Source organism: Humibacillus xanthopallidus (assembly GCF_044793955.1).
Taxonomy (GTDB): Bacteria; Actinomycetota; Actinomycetes; order Actinomycetales; family Dermatophilaceae; genus Humibacillus; species Humibacillus xanthopallidus_C.
Genome location: NZ_CP084995.1, coordinates 3460869 through 3486701 on the forward strand (window position 1 = coordinate 3460869; position 25833 = coordinate 3486701).

Here is a 25833-nt window from a genome sequence, read left to right on the forward strand (position 1 = left end):
AGCACAACGAGAGGCCAGCCTGCTGTCAGGGGGCGGTGGTCGGCACAGCGCCCTGCGGCGAGGCGTCGACGGCCCGCGCGAGCGCGTCCTTCAGCTTGGTCTGCGCCGCACCGTAGGCCGCGAAGTCGCCGCGCTTCAGCGCGGCCTCGCCCTCGGCGTACGCCGCCTCGGCATCCTTGAGCGCCTGTGCCAGCGCCGCGGCGTTGGGAGTGCCCGCGGGACTCGGTGTGGCCGTCGCCGTGCCCGAGGGGGTCGGGGTCGTGGTCGGCGTGCCTGTCGAACCGGGTGTCGGCGTCGCAGGCGTGTTGGTGCCCGTGTCACCGGCCGAGGCACCCGAGGAGCCCCCGAAGAGGTCGTTGAGCGCCCCGTCGAGCGACCCCGCCCAGGCGATCTTGTTGCCGAAGGCGACCGCCACTGCGACGAGTCGCGGATAGGTGCCCGACGCCGAGCGGGCCTGGGAGTAGATCGGCTGGACGTAGAGCAGACCGCCGCCGACCGGCAGGGTCAGCTGGTTGCCGAAGATGACGACGTTGCCGTTGTTGGAGGTCGTGCCGATGTACTGGGCGAGCGTCGTCGGCAGCTCCGGGTCCTTCGAGGAGACAGCCGAGCTGCGCATGTCGTTGTAGACCTGCCCCGGGCCGTTGACCGTGCCTCCGGTCGTCTCGAGCAGACGCATCGTGCCGTAGCCGGCGGCCTTCTTGCCGGTCGTGTTGCCGGCGTCGCCGTCGACGGCGAGGAATCCGGTCAGCACGTTGCGGTCACCCACGGGCATGAAGGTCGAGGTCAGCGAGAAGGCGGGCTCCTCCTGCCCGGGCATCGCGAGCGAGAGGTAGTAGGGCGGCTGGAGCAGGTCGACGCCCTGCTGCGTCGGGTCGTCGGGCACGCGCCAGAAGTTCTGACCACCGTAGAAGGAGGCGGCGTCGGTGTCGTGGTACTTCTGCAGGAGCTGGCGCTGCACCTTGAAGAGGTCCTCGGGGTAGCGCAGGTGCTCCATGAGCGAGCCCTTGATGTCGGCCAGCGGCTTCACGGTGCCGGGGAAGATCGACATCCAGGCCTTGACCACGGGGTCGGCCTCGTCCCACTGGTAGAGCATCACGGTGCCGTCGTAGGCGTCGACCGTGGCCTTGACGGAGTTGCGCACGTAGTTGACCTTGCCGGCCTGCACGGCGCGCACCGACTGGCGCACGCTCGTGACCGAGTCCTCGGTGGCCTGGTCGAGGGTCGTCGTCTCGGAGTAGGGGTAGTTGGCCGACGTCGTGTAGCCGTCGAGGATCCACAGCACCCTGCCGTCGACGACGGCCGGGTAGGCGTTGCCGTCAAGCGTCAGCCACGGGGCCACCCGCTGCACGCGGTCGCGCGGCGTGCGGTGGTCGAGGATGCGCGAGTCGTTGGTGACCGCGTCGGAGAGCAGGAAGTTGATCTCGCGGTACTTGATCGCGTAGGCCATCCGCTTGACGGCGTCGAGCTCGACGCCACCCGCGCCCTGGTAGGTGTAGGTGATCTGCCCCGTGCCCTCGGGGTCCGGGTAGTCGAACTCCTTCTTGTCGCCGCCGACGATGGAGTACTCAGGCGACTGCTCGCCGAAGTAGATGCGCGGCTCGTACTTGCCGAGCTTGCCCTCCGAGCCGATCTGCGACTCGAAGAAGCTCGGGCGGCCGTCGTCCTCGCGGGTGTTGCCCTTGGCGGCCACGACGCCGTAGCCGTGGGTGTAGACGGTGTGGTCGTTGAGCCAGTTGCGCTGCCCGTCGGGCACGCCGCTGAGGTCGAGCTCACGGGCGGCGATGACGGTGTCGGTCGGCTCACCGTCGATGACGTAGCGGTCGACGTCGAGCACGTCGGCGAACTGGTAGTAGCCCTTGCTCGCCTCGAGCTGCTTGAAGGTGGGGCTGACGACGTTGGGGTCGATGAGGCGGATGCCCGGCACCGTGGCGGCATCGTCGCGCAGCGCGCCGGGGGCCGCGACCGTGTTGGTGTCGTAGGAGTCGACCTTGACGGCGTTGAAGCCGTAGGCGATTTGCGTCGCATCGATGTTGCGTTGGATGTAGGGCACCTCGAGCGACTTCTCCGACGGCCCGACCTTGAGCGACTGGACGAGAGCCGGGTAGATGCCACCGACGGCGACGACGATGACCGCGAGCACGGCGACGCCGACGAGCGGCAGCCGCCAGGACCGGGTCCAGATCGTCACGATGAACATCACCGCGCACATCACCGCGGCGATCGCGAGGATGCCCTTGGTCGGGATGACGGCGTGCGCCTCGGTGTACTGGATGCCGGTCATCCGCGTCGACTGCGCCGTCGCGAGGTTGTAGCGGTCGATCCAGAAGGCCACAGCGCGCACGAGCACGAGGGCAGCCGCGATGACCGACAGGTGCACCCGGGCCGCCTGCGTCGAGCGCATCTTCTGCCCCGCCACGATGCCGCCGTAGAGGTAGTGCGTGAAGGCGGCGGTGATGAAGCCGATGACGAGGACCATCGTGAGGAAGGCGACGACGAAGTTGATCCACGGCAGGTCGAAGACGAAGAAGCCGATGTCGAGGCCGAACTCAGGGTCGGTGGTGCCGAAGGGAGTGCCGTTGCGCCACAGCAGGAAGGTGTCCCACTGCGTCGCGGCCGAGAGCCCGGCGAAGAGCCCGATGGCGAGCGGAGCGGCGATCGTCGCGGTGCGACGCATCGGCTCGACGAGCTCGCGGTAGTGCTCCATCGCCTGGGTGTCGGGCGAGGGCGCGTAGATCGGCCGGTTGCGGTAGGCGACGTGGATGCTCGACCAGACCACGGCGGCGGTCAGCAGACCCCCAATGACACCGAGGACCACCTTGGTGATGATCTGGGTGCTGAAGACTCCGGAGAAGTCGACGGACTGGTACCAGAGCACCTCGGTCCAGAACTGTGCCGCGATGCCGAGCAGGACGACGAGCACACCGGCGACGACGAGTGCCGTGACGAGCGGCTTGCGCGTCGGTGGCAGCGTGGCCGTGTCGCCCCGCCGCGGGGGTCCGCCGGTGCCGTCGCCGTCGTTGAAGTTGCTCGGAGGGGGGCCGAAGTTGCTGTCGCTCACGTGGAGTGCCTTGTGGTCGCCGGGCTGAGAGAGCGGCCGGGGCCGCCTGGCGCAACCATAACCCGGCTCCCCATGAGTCAGAGCGGGCCGATGCCGCACCGTGACCAAGCGCTCGACGTGACGCAGCGTGAGCACGGGTCCAGCACGGGCCCAGCACGGCGCCGACCCCTGGCTGAGACCCCTCGACCCCACCCGCTGCGGTATGCCGTGGGGCCGGGCCACGCGGCATACGGCAGCATGGGTGCCGTGAACGTGCAGCCGGTCGCCGACCCCCTCGCCATCGCCGCCCTCGACGCGGAGCGCCACGTCGCGGCCGCCGGCTGGGACCAGCCGCCGCGGCTCTTTGCCCTCGTGCGCACCGCCGACCTGCTCGCCCGCGAGCCGCACCTGCGCGGGCAGATGGGCACCTCCGACCTCGCCGAGGGCGCGCTGAGCGCGGTCGAGCAGGAGGGCCTCCCGGCGACGAGCTCGCTCGAGACGCTGCTCGGGCGCCTCGCGTGGCCGCCGGAGGTCGACGGGTGCGCCTTCGCGATCGAGCGGATGGTCGTGCCCCCGGACGCCGAGCGTGACCTCCCGGAGCGCCCCGAGGCGGCCGTCGACCACCTGGCCGCTCACCCCGACCGCCAGGACGTGCGCCTGCTCGTCGCCGTGCTGCGCGACGGCACCTCTATCTGTCTGCTGCGCCAGCGGGCGCACGACTCCGACGACGCGGTGGCCACGGGACGCGACCTCGCGCCGGGGCTCGTCGCCGCCCTGCAGGCGACCTTCGAGGACTGAGCCTGCGGGTCTGCCGGCTCGTGCGAACGGGTCGGTTCAGCAGCGGGGCAGGGCGCCCGTGCGCCCCTTGGCGATCGCCTCGACCGCGGCACGACCCTCGTCGAAGGTGGCGACCTTGAAGACCTCGAGCCCGTCGGGCACACTGCCGACGACCTCGGGGCAGTTGAGGGCTGGTGCGAGGAAGAACTCCGCGCCGCCGGCGCGCGCGCCGGCCAGCTTCTGCCTGATGCCGCCGATCGGCCCGACCTTGCCCGCGTCGTCGATCGTGCCGGTGCCGGCCACCTGACGGTTGCCGGTGAGGCCGCCGGGGGTCAGCTTGTCGTAGATGCCGAGGGAGAACATCAGGCCCGCCGAGGGTCCCCCGACGGAGCCGGCGTCGATGGTGACCTTCGCCGGGAAGTCGTGCGTGAGGCCGACGCCGATGCCGAGGGCGGTGCGGCCGCCAGCGCCCTCGATGGTGGGCACGTCGACCGTGACGTCCTTGCCGCCCCGCTCGACGGTCAGCTCGATCGGGTCGCCGGGGTCGACCTTCTGGAGGGCTTCGCGCAGGCTGTCGGCCGTCGTGATCTCGGTGGAGCCCACCGTGACGAAGCGGTCCTTGACCTCGAGCAGCCCCTTGGCCTTGGACGTCGGGGACAGCCCGGCGACCGTGACGTAGGTGGGCACCTCCTTGCCGAGGGCGCGCAGCGCGACAGCGGTCGCCTCCTCCTGGGAGCCCTCCATCTGCACGGCGTTCTCCTCGGCGACCTGCTCCTGCGACACGTTGGGGTCGAAGATGGCGTCGACCGGGAAGACGTCGCGCGACGGGTCGACCCATGCCTGCAGCACGTCCCAGACGTCCACCGGGTAGCCCGGACCACCCTCCACCCGCACGGTCGTGAACTTCAGGGCGCCGTCGGTGGGGTAGGTCGGCAGCCCGTCGACGGCGATGATCGGCGTCGAGGTGCCGGGGGTGTCACCCAGGGTGTTGACGGTGGGTCCGGGGCTCATCACGGCATAGGGCAGCTTGACGAGCGATCCGGCCACGAGCAGCGCGAGAAGGGCGAAGAAGAGGCCCAGCGTGATCTTGTTGCCCAGCGTCAGGCGAGCCGTGCGCGGGTCCCCCTCGACGGCCCCGTCCCACGCGGCATACCCCTCGTCGGGGCGCTGGTCGGGCACGCGCTTGATCGTCTTCACGGAAGGCCCACCCACTCGTCGCCCCCGTCGGCGAACTGCTGGTGCTTCCAGATCGGCACCGTCGCCTTGAACTCGTCGATGAGCGCCCGGCAGACCTCGAAGGCCTCGGCGCGGTGAGCGGCGCTGACCCCGCAGACGACGGCGAGGTCGCCGACCTCGAGGTGGCCGACACGGTGCACGACCGCGATCCGCACGACCCGGCCCTCGGCCGCGAGCCGGTCGGCCAGTGCACGCGCGACGTCGCCCGCCTGCGGGTGGGCCGAGTAGTCGAGGTGGCTCACGCCCCGGTTGCCGTCGTCGGCGCCGTCGCCCTGTGCGTCGTGGGGGCCGTCGTGGTCGCGCACCGTGCCGACGAAGAGGCACGTGCCTCCGGCTCGGGGGTCCGTGACGCTCGCGAGCACCTCGTCGACCGACAGGGGTGTCTCGCGGATCTCGGCAAGGGCGACCGTCACGACGAGCATCGTATGCCGCCGAGAGGGCTGGCGCTGCTCGCCATCGTCACGCTCCGGCCACGGCCCTCCCCTGCCTGTGCGAGCCGTGAACCCGGGGAACCAACGACGCCGATCCGTGGTTGTCTTGGTGGTAGCACGATGACACATCTGGTGAGTGGGGATGAGCTGACATGGCGGACGACCGCGGGCCCGACGGCAGCGAGGGCGAGCAGCGCCCCGACGAGCATTCCGGTGACGAGCAGACCGGCAGCGAGCAGACGAACGCCGAGCAGACCGGCCAGCAGACTGGCGAGGAGACCGGAGCGGCCACCGGCCGCGACAGCGGCGACGACGTGACCCGGCGCGACCCGAAGGACTCCCCCTTCGGCCTGCCGTTGCGCGGCGGCAGCCGCGACGACGCGTCCGACCCGTTCGGGGGCCTGCCCGACCTCCCCGGTTTCGGCGGGTTCGGAGGCATGGGCAGCCCGGGTGGCCCGGCCGGCTTCGGCGGCGGCGACCTCGGCGCGATGCTCGAGCAGGTGCTCGGCGAGGCCGCCAACAACCCCGAGCTCGCCGAGATGATGCGCAGCATGGGCGTCGACCCCACCGACCCGGCGACCCAGGCCGCGATGCGCGCCCAGCTCGGCACCTTCATGCAGGCCCAGCAGTCACCGACGGGCTCGCGCGACCTCGCGACCGAGGTGGCGCGCAAGCACGTGCTGGCGAGCGAGGGCAACGACGTGCACGACGCCGCCGCGTCCCAGGCCGTCGCCGACGCCGTCGCGGTGGCCACGCTGTGGCTCGACGAGCAGACCACCCTCGCGGCGCCCGCGTGGCGGGCGACCGGCCTCTCCCGTGCCGAGTGGGTCGAGGCGACGATGCCCCGCTGGTTCGAGCTCATCGAGCCGGTGAGCGACGGCGTCACCGCGGCGACCTCCGACGCCCTGCGCAAGCAGATGGGCGAGCTCGGGCCCGAGGCCTTCGGCGAGGCCCTGCCCCCAGGCCTGCCCGAGGGCTTCGACCCGCGGTCCATGGTGGAACAGTGGGCACCGATGCTGGGCAACCTCAGCCGGCAGATGTTCTCCGCCCAGCTGGGCCAGGCCGTCGGCACGCTGGCGACCGAGGTCGTCGGCGGGACCGAGGTCGGCCTCCCGCTGACGGAGCCGGGCCTCGTGGCGCTGCTCCCGGGCAACGTCGCAGCGCTGGCGCAGTCACTCGAGATCGACCTGCCCCAGGTGCGGCTCTACCTCGCGGTGCGCGAGGCGGCGCGGGTGCGCCTCTTCTCCGAGGTGCCTTGGCTCGGGCCGCAGCTACTCTCGGCCGTCGACGACTACGCCCGCAACATCACGATCGACACGGAGGCCATCGAGTCGGCCCTGACGACGATCGACGCCTCCGACCCCGAGGCCCTGCGCGGGGCCTTGCAGGGCAACCTCTTCCGCCCGCACCCGACTCCTGCACAGCAGGCGGCACTCACTCGCCTCGAGACCCTGCTCGCGCTCGCCGAGGGCTGGGTCGACCACGTCAGCGACCGGGCCACCGCCACCCATCTGCCCCAGTCGGCGGCGCTCGCCGAGACGATCCGCCGCCGCCGGGTCGGTGGCGCGGCGCAGAAGACCTTCGCCGGTCTCGTCGGCCTCGAGCTGAGCCCGCGGCGTCTGCGTGATGCGGCCAACCTGTGGGCGGCGCTCGAGAACGCCGGCGGCGCCGACCTGCGAGACAGCCGCTGGGCCCACCCCGACCTCGCGCCGACCGCTGCCGACCTCGACGACCCCATCGGCTACGTCCAGCGAGCGACGGGCGGCACCGGCCGGATCTCCGGTGCGGAGTCGTCGGCCCCGGGCGAGGCGACCGTCTCGGGCGCCGCTGCAGCGGGCGGATCGGGGGCCGAGCCGAGCGGCGACAGCCTGGGTGACGACCTCGACGCCGTGCTGCGCAGCATCCTCGAGGAGGCCGACCGCGAGCGTGACGCCGGCGGTCCGCGCGGGCCCGGCGACGACACACCCGACCCCGACGGACCGTCCACCGGCGAGCGGGAGTGACCTCGGCGGCATACCTCTCGCTCCGCGAGGACGCGATCACTCGGCTGACGACGTGGACTGCGCCCTCGGAGGCCCAGGAGCGGCTGCGGCTCGACTACCTGCACCACCTCGCGGAGCACCCCGACGCGATGGCGCGGTCGGGGCCGCCGGCGCACCTGACCGGCAGCGCCATCGTGCTCGACGAGAGCGGTGAGCACGTGCTCCTCACGCACCACCCCAAGGCACGGCTGTGGCTGCAGTTCGGGGGGCACTTCGAGGAGGGCGATGCCACGGTGTGGCACGGCGCCGCCCGCGAGGCGCTGGAGGAGTCGGGCATCGACTCGCTCACCGTCCTGCCCGACATCGTGGACCTCAGCCGGCACGCCCTCGCCGCGTCGTTCGGTCGCTGCCGTGAGCACCTCGACGTGCGCTTCGCTGCGATCGCCCCGGCCGACGCCGGGCACAGCGTGAGCGAGGAGTCGCTCGACGTGCGCTGGTGGCCCGCCGCCCGTCTGCCCGACGGCGCCCCCGCAGTCCTCGTGCCACTCATCCGGGCCGCCCAGCGGCTCAGTCGTCGCTGAGGTCGAGTCCCGCGGTCGCAGAGACGCCGTGGAGGTAGCCCCGGGCCCGCTCCAGACGGGGATAGCCCTCGATCAGCCGCCAGAACTCGGGACCGTGGCCGGGCTGGAGCAGGTGTGCCAGCTCGTGGAGCAGCACGTAGTCGACGACCCACGCCGGCATGCCCTGGAGCTTGTCGGACAACCGGATGGTGCCCTCGGCGGGCGTGCAGGACCCCCAGCGGCTGCTCTGGTTGGACACCCACCGCACGCTCGAGGGCACGGCTCGGCCGCCCAGGTGGTCGCGGGAGAGCTCGAGCGCTCGCCGCTCGAGGTCGCCGTCGCTGCGCTGCCGGCGCTGCTCGGAGGCCGCGACGCGCGCGACCATCGTGCGCACCCACTCTCCCTCCTCGGCGGCGCTCATCCGGGCCGGCACGAGCACGACGAGCCGCCCCTCCTGGCGGTAGGCCGACACGGTGCGGCGGCGCTTGGCGCTGCGGCGGACCTCGACGGTGACCCCGTCGACCACCGTCTGCACCACCTCGCGCCGCGACGTCGCCATGACCGCAGGGTAAGCCCCGCCGGTGACACTGCCACGGACCCACGCCGCCCCGCACACCGCACCGGCGCCCGCTCGCGCGTACTACCGCATGTCGCGCTGGCGCGCCAAGCAGGGCATGAGCATGATTTCGTGCTCAGCGTGCTCTAGGGTTGTGCGAGCCGAGGCACCCGTCGGATGGGTGCCAGCAACGAGGAGACACACCAATGGCTGACGAGACCTACAAGGGCGAGTTCTACTGCGTGAAGTGCAAGGAGAAGCGCGAGGCCGAGGGCAAGGTTGTCGTTTCTGACAACGGCCGCCGGATGGCCAAGGGCGTGTGCCCCGTGTGCGGCACGAACCTCAACCGCATCCTGGGCAAGGCCTGAACAGGTCGTGACGGCGTCACCGACGCCGTCTGAGGAGGGGCGGGACCACCATGGTCCCGCCCCTCTCGCTTGCCTGTGGACGACCGGGTCCCCCCGACGGATTCGACTGCGACGCTGAGCCCCTGAGCCGCTGCGGCTTTCTGCCGCCCCCTCTCGGAGGTCCGATGAACAGCGCCCAACCCGGCCCGTATGCCGGCATCCCCCGCTGGCTGCGCCCGATCACCCGGCGCCCGGGCGAGGTGCAGTTCGGGGTGATCGAGGGCGGCCCCATCGTCACGGGCGTCACCCCGGACGAGGCCCGCCTGCTCGCCCGGCTCGACGGGAGTCTGCCCGCCGAGGCGCTCGGCGCGGTCGCCAAGGCGAGCGGTGTCTCGAAGCGCCGCTGGCGGGTGCTGCTCGACCTCGTCGTGCGCCTTGGCCTGCTCGAGCCAGCGCCGGGCCGTCCCACTGTCGCCACGCTGCCTGACGGCTCCGCGGCGCCGGATGCCGCGGCGCACGTGCTCATCGAGGGCGGCGGAGCCCTGTCCCGCGACCTCGCCCGCCTGCTCGGGCACGACGCGCTCGGGACGTCCGACGCGCCCTGGTCCGCCGCGACGTCGTCGTCCCCGGCGGCCACGGAGGCCCCGGAGGCCCCGAGTGCGGTCAGGTGGGCGGTCTCCTCCGCGGAGCCGCGTGCGTTCGAGCGGGAGGCGAGCCCGCCGTGCGCCGTCGTCCTCGTGGCCGACATCGCGCTCGACCCCCGTCGAGGAGACGTCTGGCTGCAGCGCGGAGTGCCCCACCTGCCCGTCGTCACCACCGGCGCACGGGCCGTGGTCGGGCCGCTCGTCGACGGTGGTCCGGGTGCGCCCTGCCTGTGGTGCCTCGACCTGCACCGCAGCGACCGCGACGAGGCGTGGCCGACGGTCATGGCCCAGGTGGCCGCCCTTCCCGACGACCGGGGCACGCTGCGGGTCGGACCCGACGCCGGGGGGGCCCGTGCGCACCCGAGTGAGCCGGGGCTGGCGCAGCTCGTCGCCGGCACGGTCGCGGCCCTCGTGGCGCGATCGGTCGCCGGTGAGCGACCCCCGCCCGGAGTGGCCGTCGAGGTGAGCCTGCCCTGGCCGAGGCTCGACCACCGCCGCTGGCGCCCGCACCCGCGGTGCGGCCGCCACGCCTTTGCCCGGGCCGCCCCTCCCCCTGGGTCGGCTCGGGCCGGCGAGGCCGGCATCGCCTGACGGACCGCGCGAGGCGCCTCCCGGCGCCCCGGGGGCACCGCCTCAGCGCGAGGCGCCGACAGAACGTAGGCTCGCAGGTGGCCCATGACGACCACCGAGGAGGTGCCGTGACCGATCTGCCCCGCAAGGCCGTGGTGCGCAGTGCCAAGCTCGCGACAGTGCCGCTCGGTTTCGCCGGTCGCACGGCGCTCGGATTCGGCAAGAGGATCGGCGGCAAGCCCGCCGAGGTCGTCGCCGCCGAGCTGCAGGCCCGCACCGCCCAGCAGCTCTTCCAGGTGCTCGGCGAGCTCAAGGGCGGGGCGATGAAGTTCGGTCAGGCGCTCTCGATCTTCGAGGCCGCCTTCCCCGAGGAGATCGCGGTCCCCTACCGCGCGACCCTCACCAAGCTGCAGGACAGTGCGCCCCCGATGCCGACGAGCTCGGTGCACGAGGTGCTGCGCGCCGACTTCGGCACCCGCTGGCGCAGCAAGTTCGCCTCCTTCGACGACCACCCCGTGGCGTCGGCGTCGATCGGTCAGGTGCACCGCGGGGTGTGGGCCGACGGGCGCGACGTCGCGATCAAGATCCAGTATCCCGGCGCGGGCGCTGCCCTCATGGGCGACCTGCGCCAGATCTCCCGCGTCGCCAAGGTCGCGGCGGGATGGGTGCCCGGACTCGACCTCGGGCCGATCCTCGACGAGCTGCGCGACCGGATGGCCGAGGAGCTCGACTACCGCCTCGAGGCCGAGTCGCAGGCCACCTTCGCGGCGGCCTTCGCCGACGACGAGGACTTCTCCATCCCCGCCGTCGTGGCCCATGCCGAGCACGTCATCGTGTCGGAGTGGCTCGAGGGCAAGCCGCTGTCGCAGATCATCTCCGACGGCACTCCCGAGGAGCGCGACGACGCCTCGCAGCTCTACCTCGAGTTCCTTCTCGCCGGGCCCGCGGAGGCCGGTCTGCTCCATGCCGACCCGCACCCCGGCAACTTCCGGATGACCCCGGACAACCGGCTCGGCGTCATCGACTTCGGGGCGGTCAACCGCCTGCCCGACGGCATGCCCGCCGAGATCGGCCCGCTGCTGACGACCGGCCTCGAGGGCAGCGCCCAGGGCGTGCTCGACGGCCTGCGCGACCTCGGCTTCGTGCGATCCAGCATCGACCTCGACCCGCAGCGGCTGCTCGACTACCTCGAGCCGTTCATGGCGCCCTTCCGCGAGGACGAGTTCACCTTCAGCCGCGACTGGTTGCGTGGCGTCTTCGCCCACATCAACGATCCCCGGCAGCCCAACTACGCCGTCGGCTACAAGCTCAACCTGCCCCCGGAGTACCTCCTCATCCACCGGGTGTGGGGTGGCAGCATCGGGGTGCTGTGCCAGCTCGGTGGCACGGTGCGCGGACGCGAGATCGTCGACGCGCTCCTGCCGGGCGCCGACCTGCCGCCGGTGGGTCAGCGCGGCACGGGCTGACGACCAGGGAGGTCGCTCACCACCAGGCTGGGTCGAGCTTTCCCTCGATCGCGCGGAGGTGCTCGCGGCTGCACCGGTCGCACGTCCACGTGACGACGTCCCCGCTGGTGTCACGGCTCCAAGTGAGCCGGGCGGTGGCTTCGTGGCCGGGGTCCGGGCGCTGTCCGCACGTCGCGCAGGTGAGGGCTGCGGTGTCACCCGGATCGTCGTGGTGCGCCGGCGGCTGCTCGATCATGACCACCCCTCTCTCCCCCTCGATTATCCGGCTGTGGTGGCCGCAGACAAGGTCAGGTGCGTGGTCGCCGGACGCGCGTGGCGTTCCGGACATGCAAAACCGCGGGTGACGTGCGCGTCACCCGCGGCTTGCTCACTCGGTTCGGTTGTCCTGCAGGGCGCCCCTCCGGGCGGTCCCTCACTTCTGGTCGTGGCGTCGGCCGGCACGGATCTCCTGCGCGATGAGCCGGGCGCTGCGACGGATGCCGCTGCGGTCCTGGCGCTGGCTGCGCTGGTTGATCCGGTCGCGAGCCAGCATCTCGAGCTGGTTCATGGCGATCTCCTGGTCTGTGGAATGGGTTGGTGTCGGGGGCCGGTGGGGTCTGGGTCATGCGTGGTCACGCAGGCTCAGGCGGCCACAGGGTGCTTGCGGGGGCGGCCACGAGGCCGCTTGCGGGCGACGACGGCGCCCTGGACGAGGAGCTGACCGCCCCAGACGCCCCAGGGCTCCTGACGCTCGAGGGCGCCGGCGAGGCACTGGAGTCGTGCGGGGCAGAGCCCGCAGAGCGTCTTGGCGAACTCCACGTCCTCCGGTCGCTCGGCGAACCAGAGCTCCGCGTCGTAGTCGCGACACGGGATGGTCTCGCCGAGTTGCTCCGCCTCGGTCCCGAGGTCGAGCAGTTCACTGAGTGGCATCGTCACCTCCGTCTCCGGGGCCACCGTGCGGGTGGCCGCCTCTTCACTCGTTCCTGGCCTGGCCCGAAGGCCCGCACCGGAGGTGCGCGTCTCGGTCCTGCTGCTCGGCATGCGAGGAGTCATGTCTTGTCCCTGATCTGTCTGGCACCGGTCGGTGCGCTGTTGGCGGTGCAGCTGTGTCGGTCTTCGTTGAGCGGCAGGTGTCCGGAGACAACAGAAAGGCCGCGGACCCGGTGATGTCGGGTTCGCGGCCTGGGAGGTGAGGCTCGGTCTGGGTCAGACCGGTGGCCTCCCGAAGCGGGAGCGAGCGACATCGAGGGTCTTGTACGTGGGGGCGACGGTGCGGACCTCGTCCGAGACCTGTCCCAGGAAGCCGGCGCCGATGGGGGCGACACGGACACCCGCGGTGGTGGCGACGGACAGGGTGGTCCCCTGGTCCATGAGGAGCGCGGCGGCAAGGCGAACCGGGCCGGCGATACGCGGACGCACGGACAGCACGCAGCTCGCTGCGTTCATCGTCATCGTGGTGTTGTCCATCAGACCGGCCCTCCTCACTTCTTCTCGCGCTCCCAGCTGGCCACCTGAGCCACTGGGCTTGACTCCGACAAGGGTACGCGGGCCCCTCGCAGGCGAACAACCGAATTAACGAACTTTTCCGGAACATTTTTCGGCGCAGGTCAGGAGTCGTCCGATTCCCTTGCGGCAGAAGCCTTTTGGAGGAGCTCCTCCGGGTCGGCGCCCTGCAGGATGGCGAGCACGTCGGCGCCGTACTGCTCGAGCTTGCGCACACCGACCCCGCTGATCATCGACAGCGCGCCCTGGTCGACGGGCTCGGCCTCGGCGATCGCGGTGAGCGTCGCGTCGGTGAAGACGACGTATGCCGGGACGCTCGCCTCGCGGGCCACAGCCAGTCGCCAGGTGCGCAGCCGCTCGAACGTCGCCTCGTCATAGGTGGGCGGGCAGGTGTCGCACCGACCCGTCTTGCGCTGGGCCGCGGTGACGAGCTCGGCTCCGCAGCCGCGGCAGTGGGCGATGCGTGCCACCTTGGGGCCGCCGCGCCGGCCGCCTCCGCCGCGCTGGGCCTGCTCGGGGCGGGCGCCCTGGCCGAGGATGCCTGCGGCAGGGGCGAGGAAGCGCGAGACGCGACGGGTGCCACGGGCCCCCGGGGTGCGCGCGCCGGACCAGGAGATGAAGAGCTGACGCCGCGCTCGGGTCAGGCCGACGTAGAGCAGCCGGCGCTCCTCCTCGACCGCCTCGGGCCCCTCGGCCATCGAGATCGGGATGAGCCCGTCGGAGGCACCCACGAGGAAGACGACGTCCCACTCGAGGCCCTTGGCGGCGTGCAGGCTCGCCAGCGTGACTCCCTGCACTGCGGGCGCGTGCTGCTCGGCGGCCCGGCGGTCGAGCTCCGCGACGAGCTCGCGAAGCCGCGCGTCGGGTGAGGTCGCCGCGAGGTCGTCGGCGAGCGTGGCGAGGGCGCTCAGCGACTCCCACCGCTCGCGCGTCGCCCCACCCCCGGTCGGAGGGTCGTGGCTCCATCCGGCGCCCGTGATGACGTCGCGGGCGAGCGCGCCGAGCGGCTTGTCGCCGTCGTCGCTGCGCGCCGCACCCCGCAGCAGCAGGATGGCGTCACGCACCTCCTTGCGGGCGAAGAAGCGGTCGCCGCCCCGTACGAGGTAGGGGACCCCGGCGTCGGTGAGCGCGGTCTCGTGGGCCTCGGACTGCGCGTTGGTGCGGAAGAGGACGGCGATCTGTGCCGGCGGCGTGCCCCCGTCGACGAGCTGGCGCACGCGGGCAGCGACGGCAGCGGCCTCGGCCGGGTCGTCGGGGTGTGACTCGAGCACCGGCTCCGGCCCCGCCTCCCCCTGGGCCAGCAGCCGCACGGCGCCGTCACGGGCCGCCTGGGTGCCCGCCGCGACGATGGTGTTGGCCAGCCCGACGATCTGGGGCGAGGAGCGGTAGTTGCGCACGAGGCGCACGACCTGGGCCCCCGGGAAGCGCTGGGGGAAGCCGACGAGATGGCGCGGGCTCGCCCCCGTGAAGGAGTAGATCGTCTGGGCCGGGTCACCGACGACGCAGAGGTCGTTGCGCTCGCCGAGCCACAGCTCGAGCAGCCGCTGCTGGAGGTCGTTGACGTCCTGGTACTCGTCGACGACGAACTGGCGGTACTGCCCGCGCACGGCCCGGGCGATGTCGTCGCGCTCGTCGAGGATGCCGACGGTCAGCAGCAGCACGTCCTCGAAGTCGATGACCCCGCGCCGCTGCTTGACCTCCTCATAGGCCTCGAAGACGCGGGCCATGGCGGTGAGGTCGACGCCCGGCGGCTCACGGCGGGCAGTGCGGGCCCGAGCGGCATACGACTGGGGCGTGAGCAGGTTGACCTTGGCCCACTCGATCTCGGCGGCGAGGTCGCGGATGGCGGTGCGGTCGACCTGCAGGCGCAGCCGGCTCGCGGCCTCGGCCACGGCGGCCGCCTTGTGGCTCATGACCTCCGGCGCGGCCCCGCCGACGGCCTGCGGCCAGAAGTAGTGCAGCTGACGCAGCGCGGCGGCATGGAAGGTGCGGGCCTGCACGCCCTGCACCCCGAGCCCCCGCAGGCGGGTGCGCATCTCGCCGGCCGCGCGGGCGGTGAAGGTCAGCGCGAGGACGCGTTGCGGCTGCTGGGCGCCCGAGTGGACGGCATACGCGATGCGGTGGGTGATGGCCCGGGTCTTGCCGGTGCCCGCACCGGCGAGGATGCAGAGCGGGCCCGGGGGCGCGAGCGCGACCTCGCGCTGCTCGGGGTCGAGTCCGGCCAGGATGTCGTCGGCCGAGGGAAGTGCGGTCAGGAGGACTCACCCTTGGCGAGTCGGAGCACGTCGGCGGCGTGGTCGTGCACGTAGTTCTGACCGTCCTGCGGGGGCCGTTCGTAGCCGCGCGGGGCGGGGCGCTTGGGGATGGGCGGCACCGTGGCGACCATCGGCTCGTGCGGGATGGAGGTGAGCAGGTGGTTCATCATGTTGACCCGCGAGCGCCGCTTGTCCTCGGACTCCACCACATGCCACGGCGCCCACTCAGTGCTCGTCGCGGCCATCATGATGTCCTTGGCCTCGGAGTAGTCCTCCCAGCGGGTGATCGACTCGAGGTCCATCGGCGAGAGCTTCCACTGGCGCATGGGGTCCTTGGCGCGCGACCGGAACCGGCGCTCCTGCTCGACGTCGGACACGCTGAACCAGTACTTGCGCACGATGACGCCGTCGTCGACGAGCATTCGCTCGAAGAGGGGCGCCTGCTCGAGGAAGCGGGCGTGCTGGTCGTCGGTGCAGAAGCCCATGACGCGCTCGACGCCGGCGCGGTTGTACCAGGACCGGTCGAACAGCACCATCTCGCCGGCGGCCGGCAGGTGGGCGATGTAGCGCTGGAAGTACCACTCGGTCTTTTCGCGGTCGGTGGGCGCCGGCAACGCGGCGATGCGGGCGACGCGGGGGCTGAGGTACTCGGTGATCCGCTTGATCGCCGACCCCTTGCCCGCCGCGTCGCGCCCCTCGAAGACGACGACGACACGCTGCCCCGTGGCCCGCACCCACTCCTGGAAGGTGACGAGGTCGGCCTGCAGCCGTCGCATCTCGGTCTCGTAGACGTCGAGGTCCATCTTCTTGGGTCGCTTTGCACCGTGGCGGGCCATGGGCTCATCCTTGCACCGAGAGCCGACCGCGCGTCGGGGCCCGTCCCCCGTCGTCCACAGAACCGAGGAACCCCGCATGTCCGACGCGACACCAGCTGCGACCGACGGCCCCGACCTGGGGCCCGATGGGTGGCCCGACCTGCGGCCCGACCTGCGGCCCGACACGGGCTCGGTCACGATGTTCACGACGTCGTGGTGCGGCTACTGCCGCCGCCTCAAGTCGCAGCTCGACCGCGACGGGGTGCACTTCACCGAGGTCGACATCGAGGCCCACCCCGAGCACGCCGACTGGGTCGAGTCCGTCAATGGTGGCAACCGCACCGTGCCGACGGTCCTCTTCCCCGACGGCTCGGCAGCGACGAACCCGTCCCTCGTCGAGGTGCGGGCGCGGCTCAGCGCCTGAGCGCCGTCGTCGGCCGAGCCGACGTTCGAGGACGCGTCGACGGTCGTGGACGCGTCAGCGGTCGACGACCGACGGGCCGGCCACCGACTCGACGGTCGCCCCCAGCCAGTGCTCGATGAGGCGCTTGGCGATCGAGATGCCGCTCGGGGTGCGGATCGTGTTGCTGGACAACAGGTCCCGATACTCCATGCGGGTCACCCACCGCGCCTCGGCGATCTCGGCCGGGTCGGGTCGCAGGTCGGTCTCCGACGTCGTCGCGGCGTAGCCGACCATGAGCGAGGAGGGGAAGGGCCACGGCTGGTTGCCGAGGTAGCGCGCGTCGGCGATCCGGATGCCGACCTCCTCCGCCACCTCGCGGGCGACCGCGGCCTCGAAGGACTCCCCCGGCTCGACGAAGCCGGCGAGCACCGAGAAGCGACCCTCCGGCCAGTGCGCACCGCGACCGAGCAGGAGCCGGTCGTCGCGGTCGATGACCGACATGATGACGGCCGGGTCGGTGCGCGGGTAGTGCTCGCTGCCGTCACGCCCGCACCGGCGCACCCAGCCCGCCTGGGTCGGCTCCGTCTCCGCCCCGCAGCGCGGGCAGTGCCGGTGCGTCGCGTGCCAGTTGGCGAGCGCCAGTGCCGTCGTGAAGAGACCGGCGTCGCGGGCACCGAGCGCCTCGCCCGCCTGCCGGAGGGTCAGCCAGGTGGGCGCCTCGGCCCCGGGCTCCTCGCCGTGCTTGGAGGCCGGCTCGGAGGCATGCTCGGGGGCGGGCTCCGGCGACACGACGCCGAGGTATGCCGCGCCGTCGGGTCCGCGCCCGAGGTGCAGCCCCAGCCGGGCGCGGTCGGAATCGACGGGCGCCCGCAGCTGCAGGGCGAGGTCGTCGGCTGCGGAGGCACGGACGGGCAGCCGCTCACCGCGCAGCTCGACGACCCGTGTCGCGGGGTCGCCGAGCAGCTCGTCGAGGATCGAGGTGCGCGCCCGCTCGTGGGCGACCCGGTCGAGGCCGCTTCGCGCGAGCGCGAGGTCGCGCAAGCGGTCGTCGTCGCGGGATCCGCCAGTCAGCGGGGCATCGGGGGTGGTGTTGGGCACTCTCCCCACCCTAGGACCAGGGCTCCCGGCACGAGCGTGGGCTCGCCTCCCACGCTCGGCCCGCCCCGCGGCATACCGTGGTCGCGTGAGCCGCAGCCCCCTCGTCCTCGCCGCCCTGGCGAGCTCTGCCGTGCCGGGACTCGACCCGGTCTCGGTCGAGGGCGTGCGCGTGCGACCGGGTGACCTCTTCGAGATCGCCCACGTGCAGGACAGCCAGGACCGGCGATGGGTCGTCAAGGCACCCCGCACCGCGGCTGCCGGCGCGATGCTCGACGACATCTCGGCGCTCTCGGGTCTGCTCGGGCGGCGGCTCGACGTGGCGATGCCCATGGTGCGCGGTCACGCGCCCGTCGCGGAGGGACGTGCCGCCGTCTACCTGCGGGTGCCCGGACGACCCCTCGACTTCGGGGCGATGCCGCCCGGCCCCCTCGCCGAGGCCGTCGGGCGCACGCTGGCGCACATCCACAACGTCGAGCACCTCCTCTTCGAGGAGGCCGGCCGACCGAGCTACGACGCCGAGTCGCACCGTCGCCGGCAGCTCTCCGAGCTCGACCGGGCCGCGGCCACCGGGCACGTGCCCACCGACCTGCTGACCCGCTGGGAGCGGATGCTCGAGGACGTCTCGCTGTGGCGCTTCGCGCCGAGTCCCGTGCACGGCACCTTCACGGGCGCCAACGTGCTCGCCTCCTTCGACGACGAGCAGGACGCCGGCAGCGGCCACGTGCGCGGCGTGCTGGCGTGGGAGGAGTCGCGCATCGGCGACCCGGCCGACGACTTCGCCGACCTCGTCGCACGGGCGGCTCCCGACACCCTCGACTCCGTGCTGGAGAGCTATGCACGCTCCCGGGTCGAGCGTCCCGATGCAGCCCTCGTGGCGCGGGCGCGGCTCGCGGCCGAGATGACGCCGCTGCGCACGCTGCTGCGGGCGCTGTCGAGCGGGGAGCTGGCCCTGGTCGAGCGCACTGCAGATCGACTGCGCGACCTCGACGAGCGCATCGAGCAGGACGACGCGAGACACGCGCGTGAGGATGCGGCCCGGAGTGAGCGCTCGCGCCGCGCGAGCGAGCAGGCGGCCCGCGCGGCCGCGCTCGACCCCGACGACCCCGAGGCCGGCCCCGGACCCGAGTGGGACGCCACGCAGCCGCACCACCCCTTCCCGATGCTGGCCGAGACCCAGGCTGTGGCGATGGCAGGGCTGCTCGCCGACGAGCGCGGCGACACCGGTGAGGCCGAGGCCCCGGAGATGGAGCCCGCGGACGCCCCACCCGCACCCTCGAGTGGCCCCGCCGTCACACCCGAGCCGGAGATCGACGCGGACACCGAGGCGAAGAGCGACGCGGTGACCGTGCCCTTCGTCGCCTCGGGCCACAGCGACACGACGTTTGAGATCGACGAGGTCGAGGCCCTGCCCGACGGGGACGGCGGCCTGCTCGACCTGCACGAGGGGGCCTCCGACTTCATCCCGGTCGAGCCCCACCGCCCCCGCGACGACCGGTCCTGACGGTCACTCGGGCAAGGTGCGCAGCAGGTCGATCAGCTCGGACTCTCCGGGCAGGTCGGGCCGCACGGTGACGCCTTCGGCCGCGTAGTAGAAGGCGGCGTCGACGAGCGACGGGTCGACGCCGCGCAGCCTGGCGAAGGCGACGGCGTAGGCCGCCAGCTGCAGGGCGCGCACCGTGGCGTCGCGGCCGGTCGGCCGGGCACCGGTCTTCCAGTCGACCACGGTCCACCCGCCGTCGTCGCGGGCAAACACCGCATCGACCCGGCCGCGCACCGCGATCGCGTCGATCACCGTCTCGATCGACAGCTCGATCTCCTCGGGGATGCGGTCGGCCCACTCGCTGGCGAGAAAACGCTCCTTCATGACGTCGAGGTCGGCGTCGTCGGCGGCTCCCTCGTCGGCGCTGCCGGGCAGGTCGAGCAGGTCGACGAACGCCGCACGGGAGTAGTGCTCCTCGATCCACGCGTGGAAGGCAGTGCCCTGCCTCGCCGCGACAGCGGGCGGACTCGGCATCGGTCGCCGGAGCGACATCGCGAACGCCTCGACGTCGCGGGCCAGCGCGACGACTGCCGAGGCCGACAGGTGACGTGGCACGTCGACGACCGGCTCTCCGCGCGATCGTCGCGCCGCCTGCTCGGCGAGCAGGATGCGCAGGTCATCAACCCGCGGGTCACCTTGCGGCACAGAGGGACCCGAGTCGACGAGGGCCGCGATGCGCCTGCGGGTCTCGAGCAACCCCTGCCGGCGGGCTCCCATCGGGTCGTGCGGCCACAGTTGCGAGACCGGCACAGCGAGGTGCGGGTTGCTCGGCGCGGAGGCCTTGCCCTTGTCGTCGACGACCGGCTCGGGGGCAGCCACCCACCTGGTGCGGGTGACCGCACCGGCGAGGGCGCCCTCGACCTCCACGAGGAAGCGCGACGGCACCGACAGGGTCTTCTTCGCGGCACCCCACAGGTGGGTGGTGAGCAACATCGCGGAGCGGGCGCGGGTCAGCGCCACGTAGGCCAGTCGCCGCTCCTCTGCCACCGCGTGGCGGCCGCCGTCGAGCACGAAGGCGCCGATGGCGACGCCCAGGGCCTTGCGGTCCGGGGCGCCGCGCCAGTCGAGGTGCGGCAGGCCCGCGCGGTCGCCGCGCAGGTCGTAGGGCAGCGAGTCGAGACCGATCAGCCAGCCCTTGTCCTTGACGTCGCCGGTGCAGGCGTAGTCCACCGGGTCGCTCTCGGGCACGGGCGCGACCGAGGTGGCACCGCCGTGCGCCGGGAAGACGCCCTCCACGAGGGTCGGCACCGCCACGACGTCCCACTCGAGGCCCTTGGCGGCGTGGACGGTGAGCACCTGCACGGCGTCGGCGTCGGACTCGACGTGGCCGGCGTCAAGGCCCCGCTCCTGGTCGCGGGCCGCGTCGAGCCAGCTGAGGAAGCCCGAGAGCGTGGGCCGGTCTGCCGACGTGGCGTAGCGCGCCGCGACGTCGGCGAAGGCGTCGAGGTGCACGCGTGCGGTCGAGGCGGTGTGCTCGGGTCGCGAGAGCACCTCGATGTCGAGGCCGATGGAGACCTCTGCCTCCGCGACGAGGTCGACGAGCGGCAGGGCGGTGAGGCGCCGGAGCCGTCGCACCACGTCACCCAGGTCGCGCAACCGCGCGAGGGCCTCCTCACCGATGCTGGCGCCGTCACGGCTGACCCAGCCCGGGCGAGGGAGGTCGTCGAGGGCCTCGACGAGCGTGGCGGTGTCGGCACTGTCGGCGGCGAGGTCAGAGCCCCGGCGGTCCGCGACGGCCGGCTCGCCCGGTGCTGCGGGCTCGCCCAGCTCGCCGGCCTCTGTCGTCCCGCCATCGCCGCTGGGGGCCACGGTCGTGTCGGGGGCCGCCGCGGAGCTCACCCCCGAGCGGGTCGGGCGCGAGTGCAGCTCGCGTGCCCACGCCCAGAGGCCGGCGAGGTCGGCGGCTCCCATCCGCACGACCGGCCCGGTGAGCAGCCGCATGAGCTGGTCGCCCCGGGTGGGGTCCTGAACGACCCACAGTGCCGCCACGAGGTCGCTCACCTCCGGCGTCACGAGCAGGCCGCCGAGCCCGACGACCTCGACGGGCAGCTGGTGGCGCCGCAGGGCCTCGAGCACGAGGGGGAAGGAGGATCGCCGCCGGCACAGCACGGCGGCGCTGAGCCCGGTGCGCCGGCCGCTCGGGCTGGACCACCGGGCGGCGATCCACGCGGCGAGGTGGTCGGCCTCCTCCTCGGCGGTCTCGAGTCGGGCCACGTCGATCGAGCCCAGTCCAGCGCCGGGCCTCGGCCGCAGGGGCTGCACGTGGGCGGTGGCGAGCGGGGCCGAGACGGCGTTGGCCGCGTCGAGGATGAGGGAGTCGTTGCGCCAGCTCGTCGAGAGCGGCAGCACGTCCGCCGGCCCCTCCTCACCCGCGAACTCGGCCGGGAAGCGCAGCAGGGTGGTCGCGCTCGCGCCGCGCCAGCCGTAGATCGACTGGTTGGGGTCGCCGACCGCCGTCAGCGCGACGCCCGGGTGGTGGAAGAGCGACCGCAGCAGCTCGAGCTGCGCCTCGGAGGTGTCCTGGAACTCGTCGAGGAGCACGGCCCGGAAGCGCTGGCGCTCGATCTCACCGACAGCAGGGATCGACCGCGTGAGGCGGGCGGCGATCGCCATCTGGTCGGCGAAGTCGAGCGACTCCCGCTCGCGCTTGAGGGCGAGGAAGGCCTCGACGATCGGCAGCACGGTGCGCCGCTCGCGCAGCACTGTGGCGGCCTCGCGAGCCGCGACGAGCGACCCCTTGCCCTCGCCGTCGGGCAGCGCGTCGAGGCGCGCGAGCACGACGTCGAGGTGCTCCATCACCTCGGCCGGGGCGCGCACGTGCTCGGCCATCTCGCCGGCCAGCGCCATGACGGCCTGGATGACGGTCGCCTCGCTCTTGACGACGGCGTCCATGGGGCCGTCCCAGCGCGACACGGCCTCGGCCGCCAGCTGCCACGCCCCGGCCTCAGTGAGGACGCGGAACTCGGGCTCGATGCCCACCCGGAGCGCGTGCTCGCGCACGAGCCGGCCGGCATACGCGTGATAGGTCGACACGGTGGGGGTGCCGCCGAGCACCTCGGCACCCGTGCCGTCGTCGGCGGGCGGCGTCCAGATGCCGGCCCGCTCGAGCCCGCGCAGTCGCTTGGCGATGCGCTGCGACAGCTCTGCGGCGGCCTTGCGCGTGAAGGTGAGGCCGAGCACCTGGTCGGGGTCGACGAGCCCGTTGGCGACGAGCCACACGACGCGGGCCGCCATCGTCTCGGTCTTGCCGGAGCCCGCGCCCGCCACGACGAGCAGCGGCCGGGGGCCCGCCTCGATGACGGCGGTCTGCTCGTCGGTGGGCGGGGGCATGTCGAGGGCGGTCGCGATGTCGAGAGCGGAGTGCCGCACCACCGTCGCGGGCCGGGTGCGGGTCGCGGTCACAGCGCGTCACCCTCGGGCTGCACGGGGCACGACGAGCGCACGGGGCACGTCTCGCACGCCTTGCCCTGGGCGGCGCGGAAGTCGCGGGCCCCCATGCCCTCGGCCGTCTGCTCGACGAGCGTGCGGGCCCACGTGGGGTCGTCGCTGCGCGCGAGCGGCGGCTGCGTCTTGACGCTCGGCTTGAGCCCGCTGAGGCCGCCCTTGCCGATGAAGACGAGTGCCGCCCCCGCGCTGCGCTCACCGAGACCGGCGAAGCCGCCCTCCTCGACGGCCACCTGGTAGGTGCCCAGCTGGCCGTGCCGGTCGAGCTCGGCCTCGGTGGGCTTGGACTTGCCGGTCTTGAGGTCGACGATGCGCAGCCGCCCCTCGGCGTCGCGCTCGATGCGGTCGACCCGCCCTGCGACGACCGCGCGGCCGACCTCGACCCGGAAGCCCTCCTCGATGCCGACGCGCTCCCAGTCGCGCTCCGCCGTTTCGCGGTATGCCGTGAAGCGGGCCACCATGTCGTGGGCGTCCTGGCGCGTGCGCTCGGTCATCCAGCCCGGCCGGAGTCCGAGGCGCCCCCAGCGCGCGTCGACCTCGTGCTCGAGTTCGGTCAGCGTGGCGTCGGGCAGCTCGGCGACGATGTCGTGGACGAACGTGCCGACGGAGGCTGCTCCGAGCGACACCCCCTCGCCGCCCACGGAGGTGAGGAACCACCGCAGACCGCACTCGGAGAAGTAGGTGACCTTCGACGGTGAGACGGGCACCTGCTCGTCGGGCCGTCGCACGGGCCGGTCGCTCGTGACGCCCCGCAGCGCCCACCACGACGCCGGGTCCGCGCCGCGCACCCCCTCGCGGGCCGCAGCGGCGAGCAGGTGCAGCGCCGGCTCGGCGACGCCGGGGTCGGGGCTCACGACCTCGCGGCGCAGCTCGCCGACGAGCCCGGGCAGGGTCATCGTGCGGGCGACGTCGGTGTGCGGTCGCACCTCGTCGGCGAGCCTGGTCGTCGCCGGAGGGTCGACGAGGTCGAGGTAGACGGAGGGCTGCTCGTCCTCGTTGCCGACCGCGGTGACGAGGAGGCGCTCGGTGGCGCGGGTGACGGCGACGAGGAAGAGGCGCGTCTCGTCGTAGCGGACGGCGGCCTGCGCGGCACGGAAGCCGAGGGGACGCTGCGCGACGACGTCGACGAGGTCCTCGGAGCCGAGGACCGAGCCGCGCAGGCGCAGGTCGGGCCAGACGCCCTCCTGCACCCCGGCGACGACGACGATGCGCCACTGCCGCCCGGCCGCGGACTGCGGGGTCAGCAGGGCGACCCGACCGCCGGACTGGCCGCCGACGAGCAGGGTGTCTCCGGGCACGTCCTGGCCCTGGATGTGCTCGAGGAACTTGTCGGGCCCAGCGGTGGGGAGCCGGTCGACGAACGCGCCGGCAGCGTCGAAGAGCGCCAGCACCGCGTCGAGGTCGCGGTCGGCGCGCTCGCCCGACGAGCCGCCCGCGAGCGCCTGCCGACGCCACGACTCGGCGACTCCCGCTGCCTGCCAGATCGCCCAGAGCACGGACTCGGCCGTCACCCCGGGCGCCCACCGCCCGTCGTCGCCGACGCGGGCGGCGGCCGCACCTGCTGCGAGGGCCGCGCCGAGGCGCTCGGCCGCACGCCCGGTCGGGCCGAGCAGGTGGGCGCTCACGGGGAGCTGGAGCAGCTCGGCGAGCAGCTCGTCACTGGATCGTCCACCGCCAGAGGCGAGCTCGTCCTGACGCAGCGCCCGCCGGAGTCGGCGCAGCCCCACCGTGTCGGACCCGCCGATCGGAGAGACGACGAGGTCGGCGGCCCGCACGGGGTCGATGACGTGCTGCTCGCCGCGATGCTCGGCACGCGCGACCGCGATGCTCTCCTCGAGGAGGTGGAGCAGCGGTCGCACCGCGCTTTCGTCGCGCACCGGCGTCTCGGCCGAGCCGGCCTGCACGGGCACGCCCGACTGGACGAGGAGGCGGCGCATCGTGTCGGCGCGGCCCGACCCGCGCACGACGACGGCCATGTCGGTCCAGGGCACGCCCTCGACGAGGTGGGCCCGGCGCAGGAGGGCGGCCACGTGGGCAGTCTCCTGCGCCGCCGAGCGCAGCAGCGCGACCTCGACCGTGCCGCGGTCTGGCTGCGACACCGCGGTCGTGAGGCGCCGCTGCTCCCCGCCGCCGAGGGCCCCGATGCGGCGCGACACCCGGTCGGCGACCGCCGTCATGGCCGTGCCCAGGCGGTGGGTGCGGCCCAGCACGACGGTGTGGCTGTCGCCACTGCTGTCGTCGAGCAGGTCGAAGAGACCGCCGACGAAGCGCGGATCGCGTCCTCCCCTGGCGAGGTCGGTCCAGCCGTCGGCGAGGAAGCGTGGGTCGGCGCCGCGGAAGGTCTGCACGGCCACGTCGGGGTCGCCGATGAGCACGATGCGGGGACCGCCCCTCGCGACGACGCGCAGCAGCCGCGCTGCGGCCGAGGTGAGCTCCTGGGCCTCGTCGACGACGACGAGCCGGACCCGCTCGTGCAGCCGCGCGAGCGCCGGCGGGTCGTCGTCGAGCAGGTCCGCCACGGCCGTGAGCACCCACGCAGGGTCGTAGGAGCCGTGCCGGCTGAAGGACGTGACCTGGTCGTACTCGCGCAGCACCTGCGCCGCGGCGAGCCACTCGGGCCGTTCGTGCTCGGCGCCGAGCCGGGCGAGGTCGTCGGGCCCGAGGCCGAGCTCGACGGAGCGCATCAGCAGGTCACGCAGCTCGTTGCGGAAGCCCCGGGTCGTGAGCGCCTCCCGGAGCGCGTCGGGCCACGGCGGACCGGGCACCTCGCCGGACGCGTGGCCGGCGAGCAGGTCACGGAGGATGACGTCCTGCTCGGGACCGTTGAGCAGACGTGGTGGCGGGTCGCCGCGCAGCGCCGCCTCGGCCCGCAGCACGCCGAAGCCGAAGGCCTGCCACGTGCGCGCCAGCGACTCGGTCGACGTGCCGCCCAGGCGCCCGGTCACCTGCTGGCGCAGCTCGGCCGCCGCGCTGCGGCTCGACGTCAGCACGAGGCAGGCGTCGGCGCGCAGGCCCTGCCGCTGCACGGCGTCGACGACGAGCTCGACGGCGAGGGTCGACTTGCCGCTGCCCGGCCCCCCGAGCACGCGCAGCACGCGGGCGTCGGAGTCGAGCGCGGCGCGCTGCCCCTCGTCGAGCCGCACCTGGGCCGGGACCACGGCAGGAGCGCGACGAAGGATGACCACCGGAG

The 25833-nt window shown here is 73.2% G+C and carries 20 protein-coding genes; 8 read left to right on the top strand and 12 right to left on the bottom strand.

What is annotated here, in order from left to right; genetic code table 11:
- Positions 1-25: 25 nt before the first annotated feature.
- Positions 26-3058, bottom strand: a complete 3033-nt coding sequence (locus LG278_RS15540; protein WP_404388255.1) for a UPF0182 family protein — start codon at positions 3056-3058, stop codon at positions 26-28.
- A gap of 237 nt (positions 3059-3295) precedes the next feature.
- On the opposite strand from LG278_RS15540, the gene LG278_RS15545 reads away from it, so the two are divergent.
- Positions 3296-3835, top strand: coding sequence for a PPA1309 family protein (locus LG278_RS15545; RefSeq protein ID WP_404393671.1), 540 nt, complete (start codon positions 3296-3298; stop codon positions 3833-3835).
- 36 nt (positions 3836-3871) lie between these two features.
- Here LG278_RS15545 and LG278_RS15550 read toward each other — a convergent pair whose 3' ends face one another.
- Complete coding sequence (locus tag LG278_RS15550; RefSeq protein WP_404388257.1) at positions 3872-5011, bottom strand: PDZ domain-containing protein; 1140 nt, start codon at positions 5009-5011, stop codon at positions 3872-3874.
- On the bottom strand, positions 5008-5472 hold the full coding sequence (locus LG278_RS15555) for a molybdenum cofactor biosynthesis protein MoaE (protein ID WP_404388259.1): 465 nt from the start codon (positions 5470-5472) through the stop codon (positions 5008-5010). Before LG278_RS15555 ends, LG278_RS15550 begins: the two co-directional genes overlap by 4 nt.
- Before the next feature lie 161 nt (positions 5473-5633).
- On the opposite strand from LG278_RS15555, the gene LG278_RS15560 reads away from it, so the two are divergent.
- Positions 5634-7484, top strand: a complete 1851-nt coding sequence (locus tag LG278_RS15560; protein ID WP_404388261.1) for a zinc-dependent metalloprotease — start codon at positions 5634-5636, stop codon at positions 7482-7484.
- The gene (locus LG278_RS15565; RefSeq protein WP_404388263.1) at positions 7481-8044 is read left to right on the top strand and encodes an NUDIX hydrolase; all 564 of its coding nucleotides are present in this window, start codon (positions 7481-7483) and stop codon (positions 8042-8044) included. Before LG278_RS15560 ends, LG278_RS15565 begins: the two co-directional genes overlap by 4 nt.
- Here the strand turns inward: LG278_RS15565 and LG278_RS15570 are convergent.
- The gene (locus LG278_RS15570) at positions 8031-8582 is read right to left on the bottom strand and encodes a YgjP-like metallopeptidase domain-containing protein (RefSeq protein WP_404388264.1); all 552 of its coding nucleotides are present in this window, start codon (positions 8580-8582) and stop codon (positions 8031-8033) included. The genes LG278_RS15565 and LG278_RS15570 overlap by 14 nt on opposite strands.
- Positions 8583-8785: 203 nt before the next feature.
- Here LG278_RS15570 and LG278_RS15575 point away from each other — a divergent pair, with 203 nt between their 5' ends.
- The 3 genes from LG278_RS15575 (at position 8786) to LG278_RS15585 (ending at position 11606) form a co-directional block, all read left to right on the top strand.
- Entirely contained in the window at positions 8786-8947 is a 162-nt protein-coding gene (locus LG278_RS15575) for a DUF5679 domain-containing protein (RefSeq protein WP_141823589.1), read from the top strand.
- Between the two features lie 164 nt (positions 8948-9111).
- A complete protein-coding gene (locus LG278_RS15580) occupies positions 9112-10161 on the top strand; it encodes a hypothetical protein (RefSeq protein ID WP_404388266.1) in 1050 nt (349 codons plus the stop codon).
- Between the two features lie 107 nt (positions 10162-10268).
- Complete coding sequence (locus tag LG278_RS15585; RefSeq protein ID WP_404388268.1) at positions 10269-11606, top strand: ABC1 kinase family protein; 1338 nt, start codon at positions 10269-10271, stop codon at positions 11604-11606.
- A gap of 412 nt (positions 11607-12018) precedes the next feature.
- On the opposite strand, the gene LG278_RS15590 is transcribed toward LG278_RS15585, so the two are convergent.
- From LG278_RS15590 to ppk2, 5 genes are all read right to left on the bottom strand, one after another.
- A complete protein-coding gene (locus tag LG278_RS15590; RefSeq protein ID WP_404388270.1) occupies positions 12019-12153 on the bottom strand; it encodes a hypothetical protein in 135 nt (44 codons plus the stop codon).
- A gap of 74 nt (positions 12154-12227) precedes the next feature.
- Positions 12228-12515: a WhiB family transcriptional regulator gene (locus tag LG278_RS15595; protein WP_404388271.1), complete on the bottom strand. Its 288-nt coding sequence runs from the start codon at positions 12513-12515 to the stop codon at positions 12228-12230.
- A 276-nt stretch (positions 12516-12791) separates the two neighbouring features.
- Positions 12792-13052, bottom strand: coding sequence for a hypothetical protein (locus tag LG278_RS15600; protein WP_404388273.1), 261 nt, complete (start codon positions 13050-13052; stop codon positions 12792-12794).
- A gap of 140 nt (positions 13053-13192) precedes the next feature.
- Positions 13193-15343 carry an ATP-dependent DNA helicase UvrD2 gene (locus tag LG278_RS15605; protein ID WP_404393673.1) on the bottom strand — a complete coding sequence of 717 codons (2151 nt, stop codon included), beginning with the start codon at positions 15341-15343 and terminating at the stop codon, positions 13193-13195.
- Entirely contained in the window at positions 15340-16179 is an 840-nt protein-coding gene (ppk2, locus tag LG278_RS15610; protein ID WP_404388274.1) for a polyphosphate kinase 2, read from the bottom strand. Before ppk2 ends, LG278_RS15605 begins: the two co-directional genes overlap by 4 nt.
- A gap of 178 nt (positions 16180-16357) precedes the next feature.
- On the opposite strand from ppk2, the gene LG278_RS15615 reads away from it, so the two are divergent.
- Positions 16358-16582: a mycoredoxin gene (locus LG278_RS15615; RefSeq protein WP_404393675.1), complete on the top strand. Its 225-nt coding sequence runs from the start codon at positions 16358-16360 to the stop codon at positions 16580-16582.
- A gap of 54 nt (positions 16583-16636) precedes the next feature.
- Here the strand turns inward: LG278_RS15615 and nudC are convergent, their stop codons facing one another.
- On the bottom strand, positions 16637-17659 hold the full coding sequence (gene nudC, locus LG278_RS15620; RefSeq protein ID WP_404388275.1) for an NAD(+) diphosphatase: 1023 nt from the start codon (positions 17657-17659) through the stop codon (positions 16637-16639).
- 85 nt (positions 17660-17744) lie between these two features.
- Between nudC and LG278_RS15625 the strand changes: the two genes are divergently transcribed.
- Positions 17745-19160, top strand: coding sequence for a phosphotransferase (locus LG278_RS15625; RefSeq protein WP_404388277.1), 1416 nt, complete (start codon positions 17745-17747; stop codon positions 19158-19160).
- A gap of 3 nt (positions 19161-19163) precedes the next feature.
- On the opposite strand, the gene LG278_RS15630 is transcribed toward LG278_RS15625, so the two are convergent.
- Together LG278_RS15630 and LG278_RS15635 are read right to left on the bottom strand one after the other, a co-directional pair.
- Positions 19164-22601 (bottom strand): ATP-dependent helicase, encoded by a 3438-nt coding sequence (locus LG278_RS15630; RefSeq protein ID WP_404388278.1) that lies wholly within the window; start codon positions 22599-22601, stop codon positions 19164-19166.
- Positions 22598-25828: an ATP-dependent helicase gene (locus tag LG278_RS15635; protein WP_404388279.1), complete on the bottom strand. Its 3231-nt coding sequence runs from the start codon at positions 25826-25828 to the stop codon at positions 22598-22600. Before LG278_RS15635 ends, LG278_RS15630 begins: the two co-directional genes overlap by 4 nt.
- Positions 25829-25833: the final 5 nt, after the last annotated feature.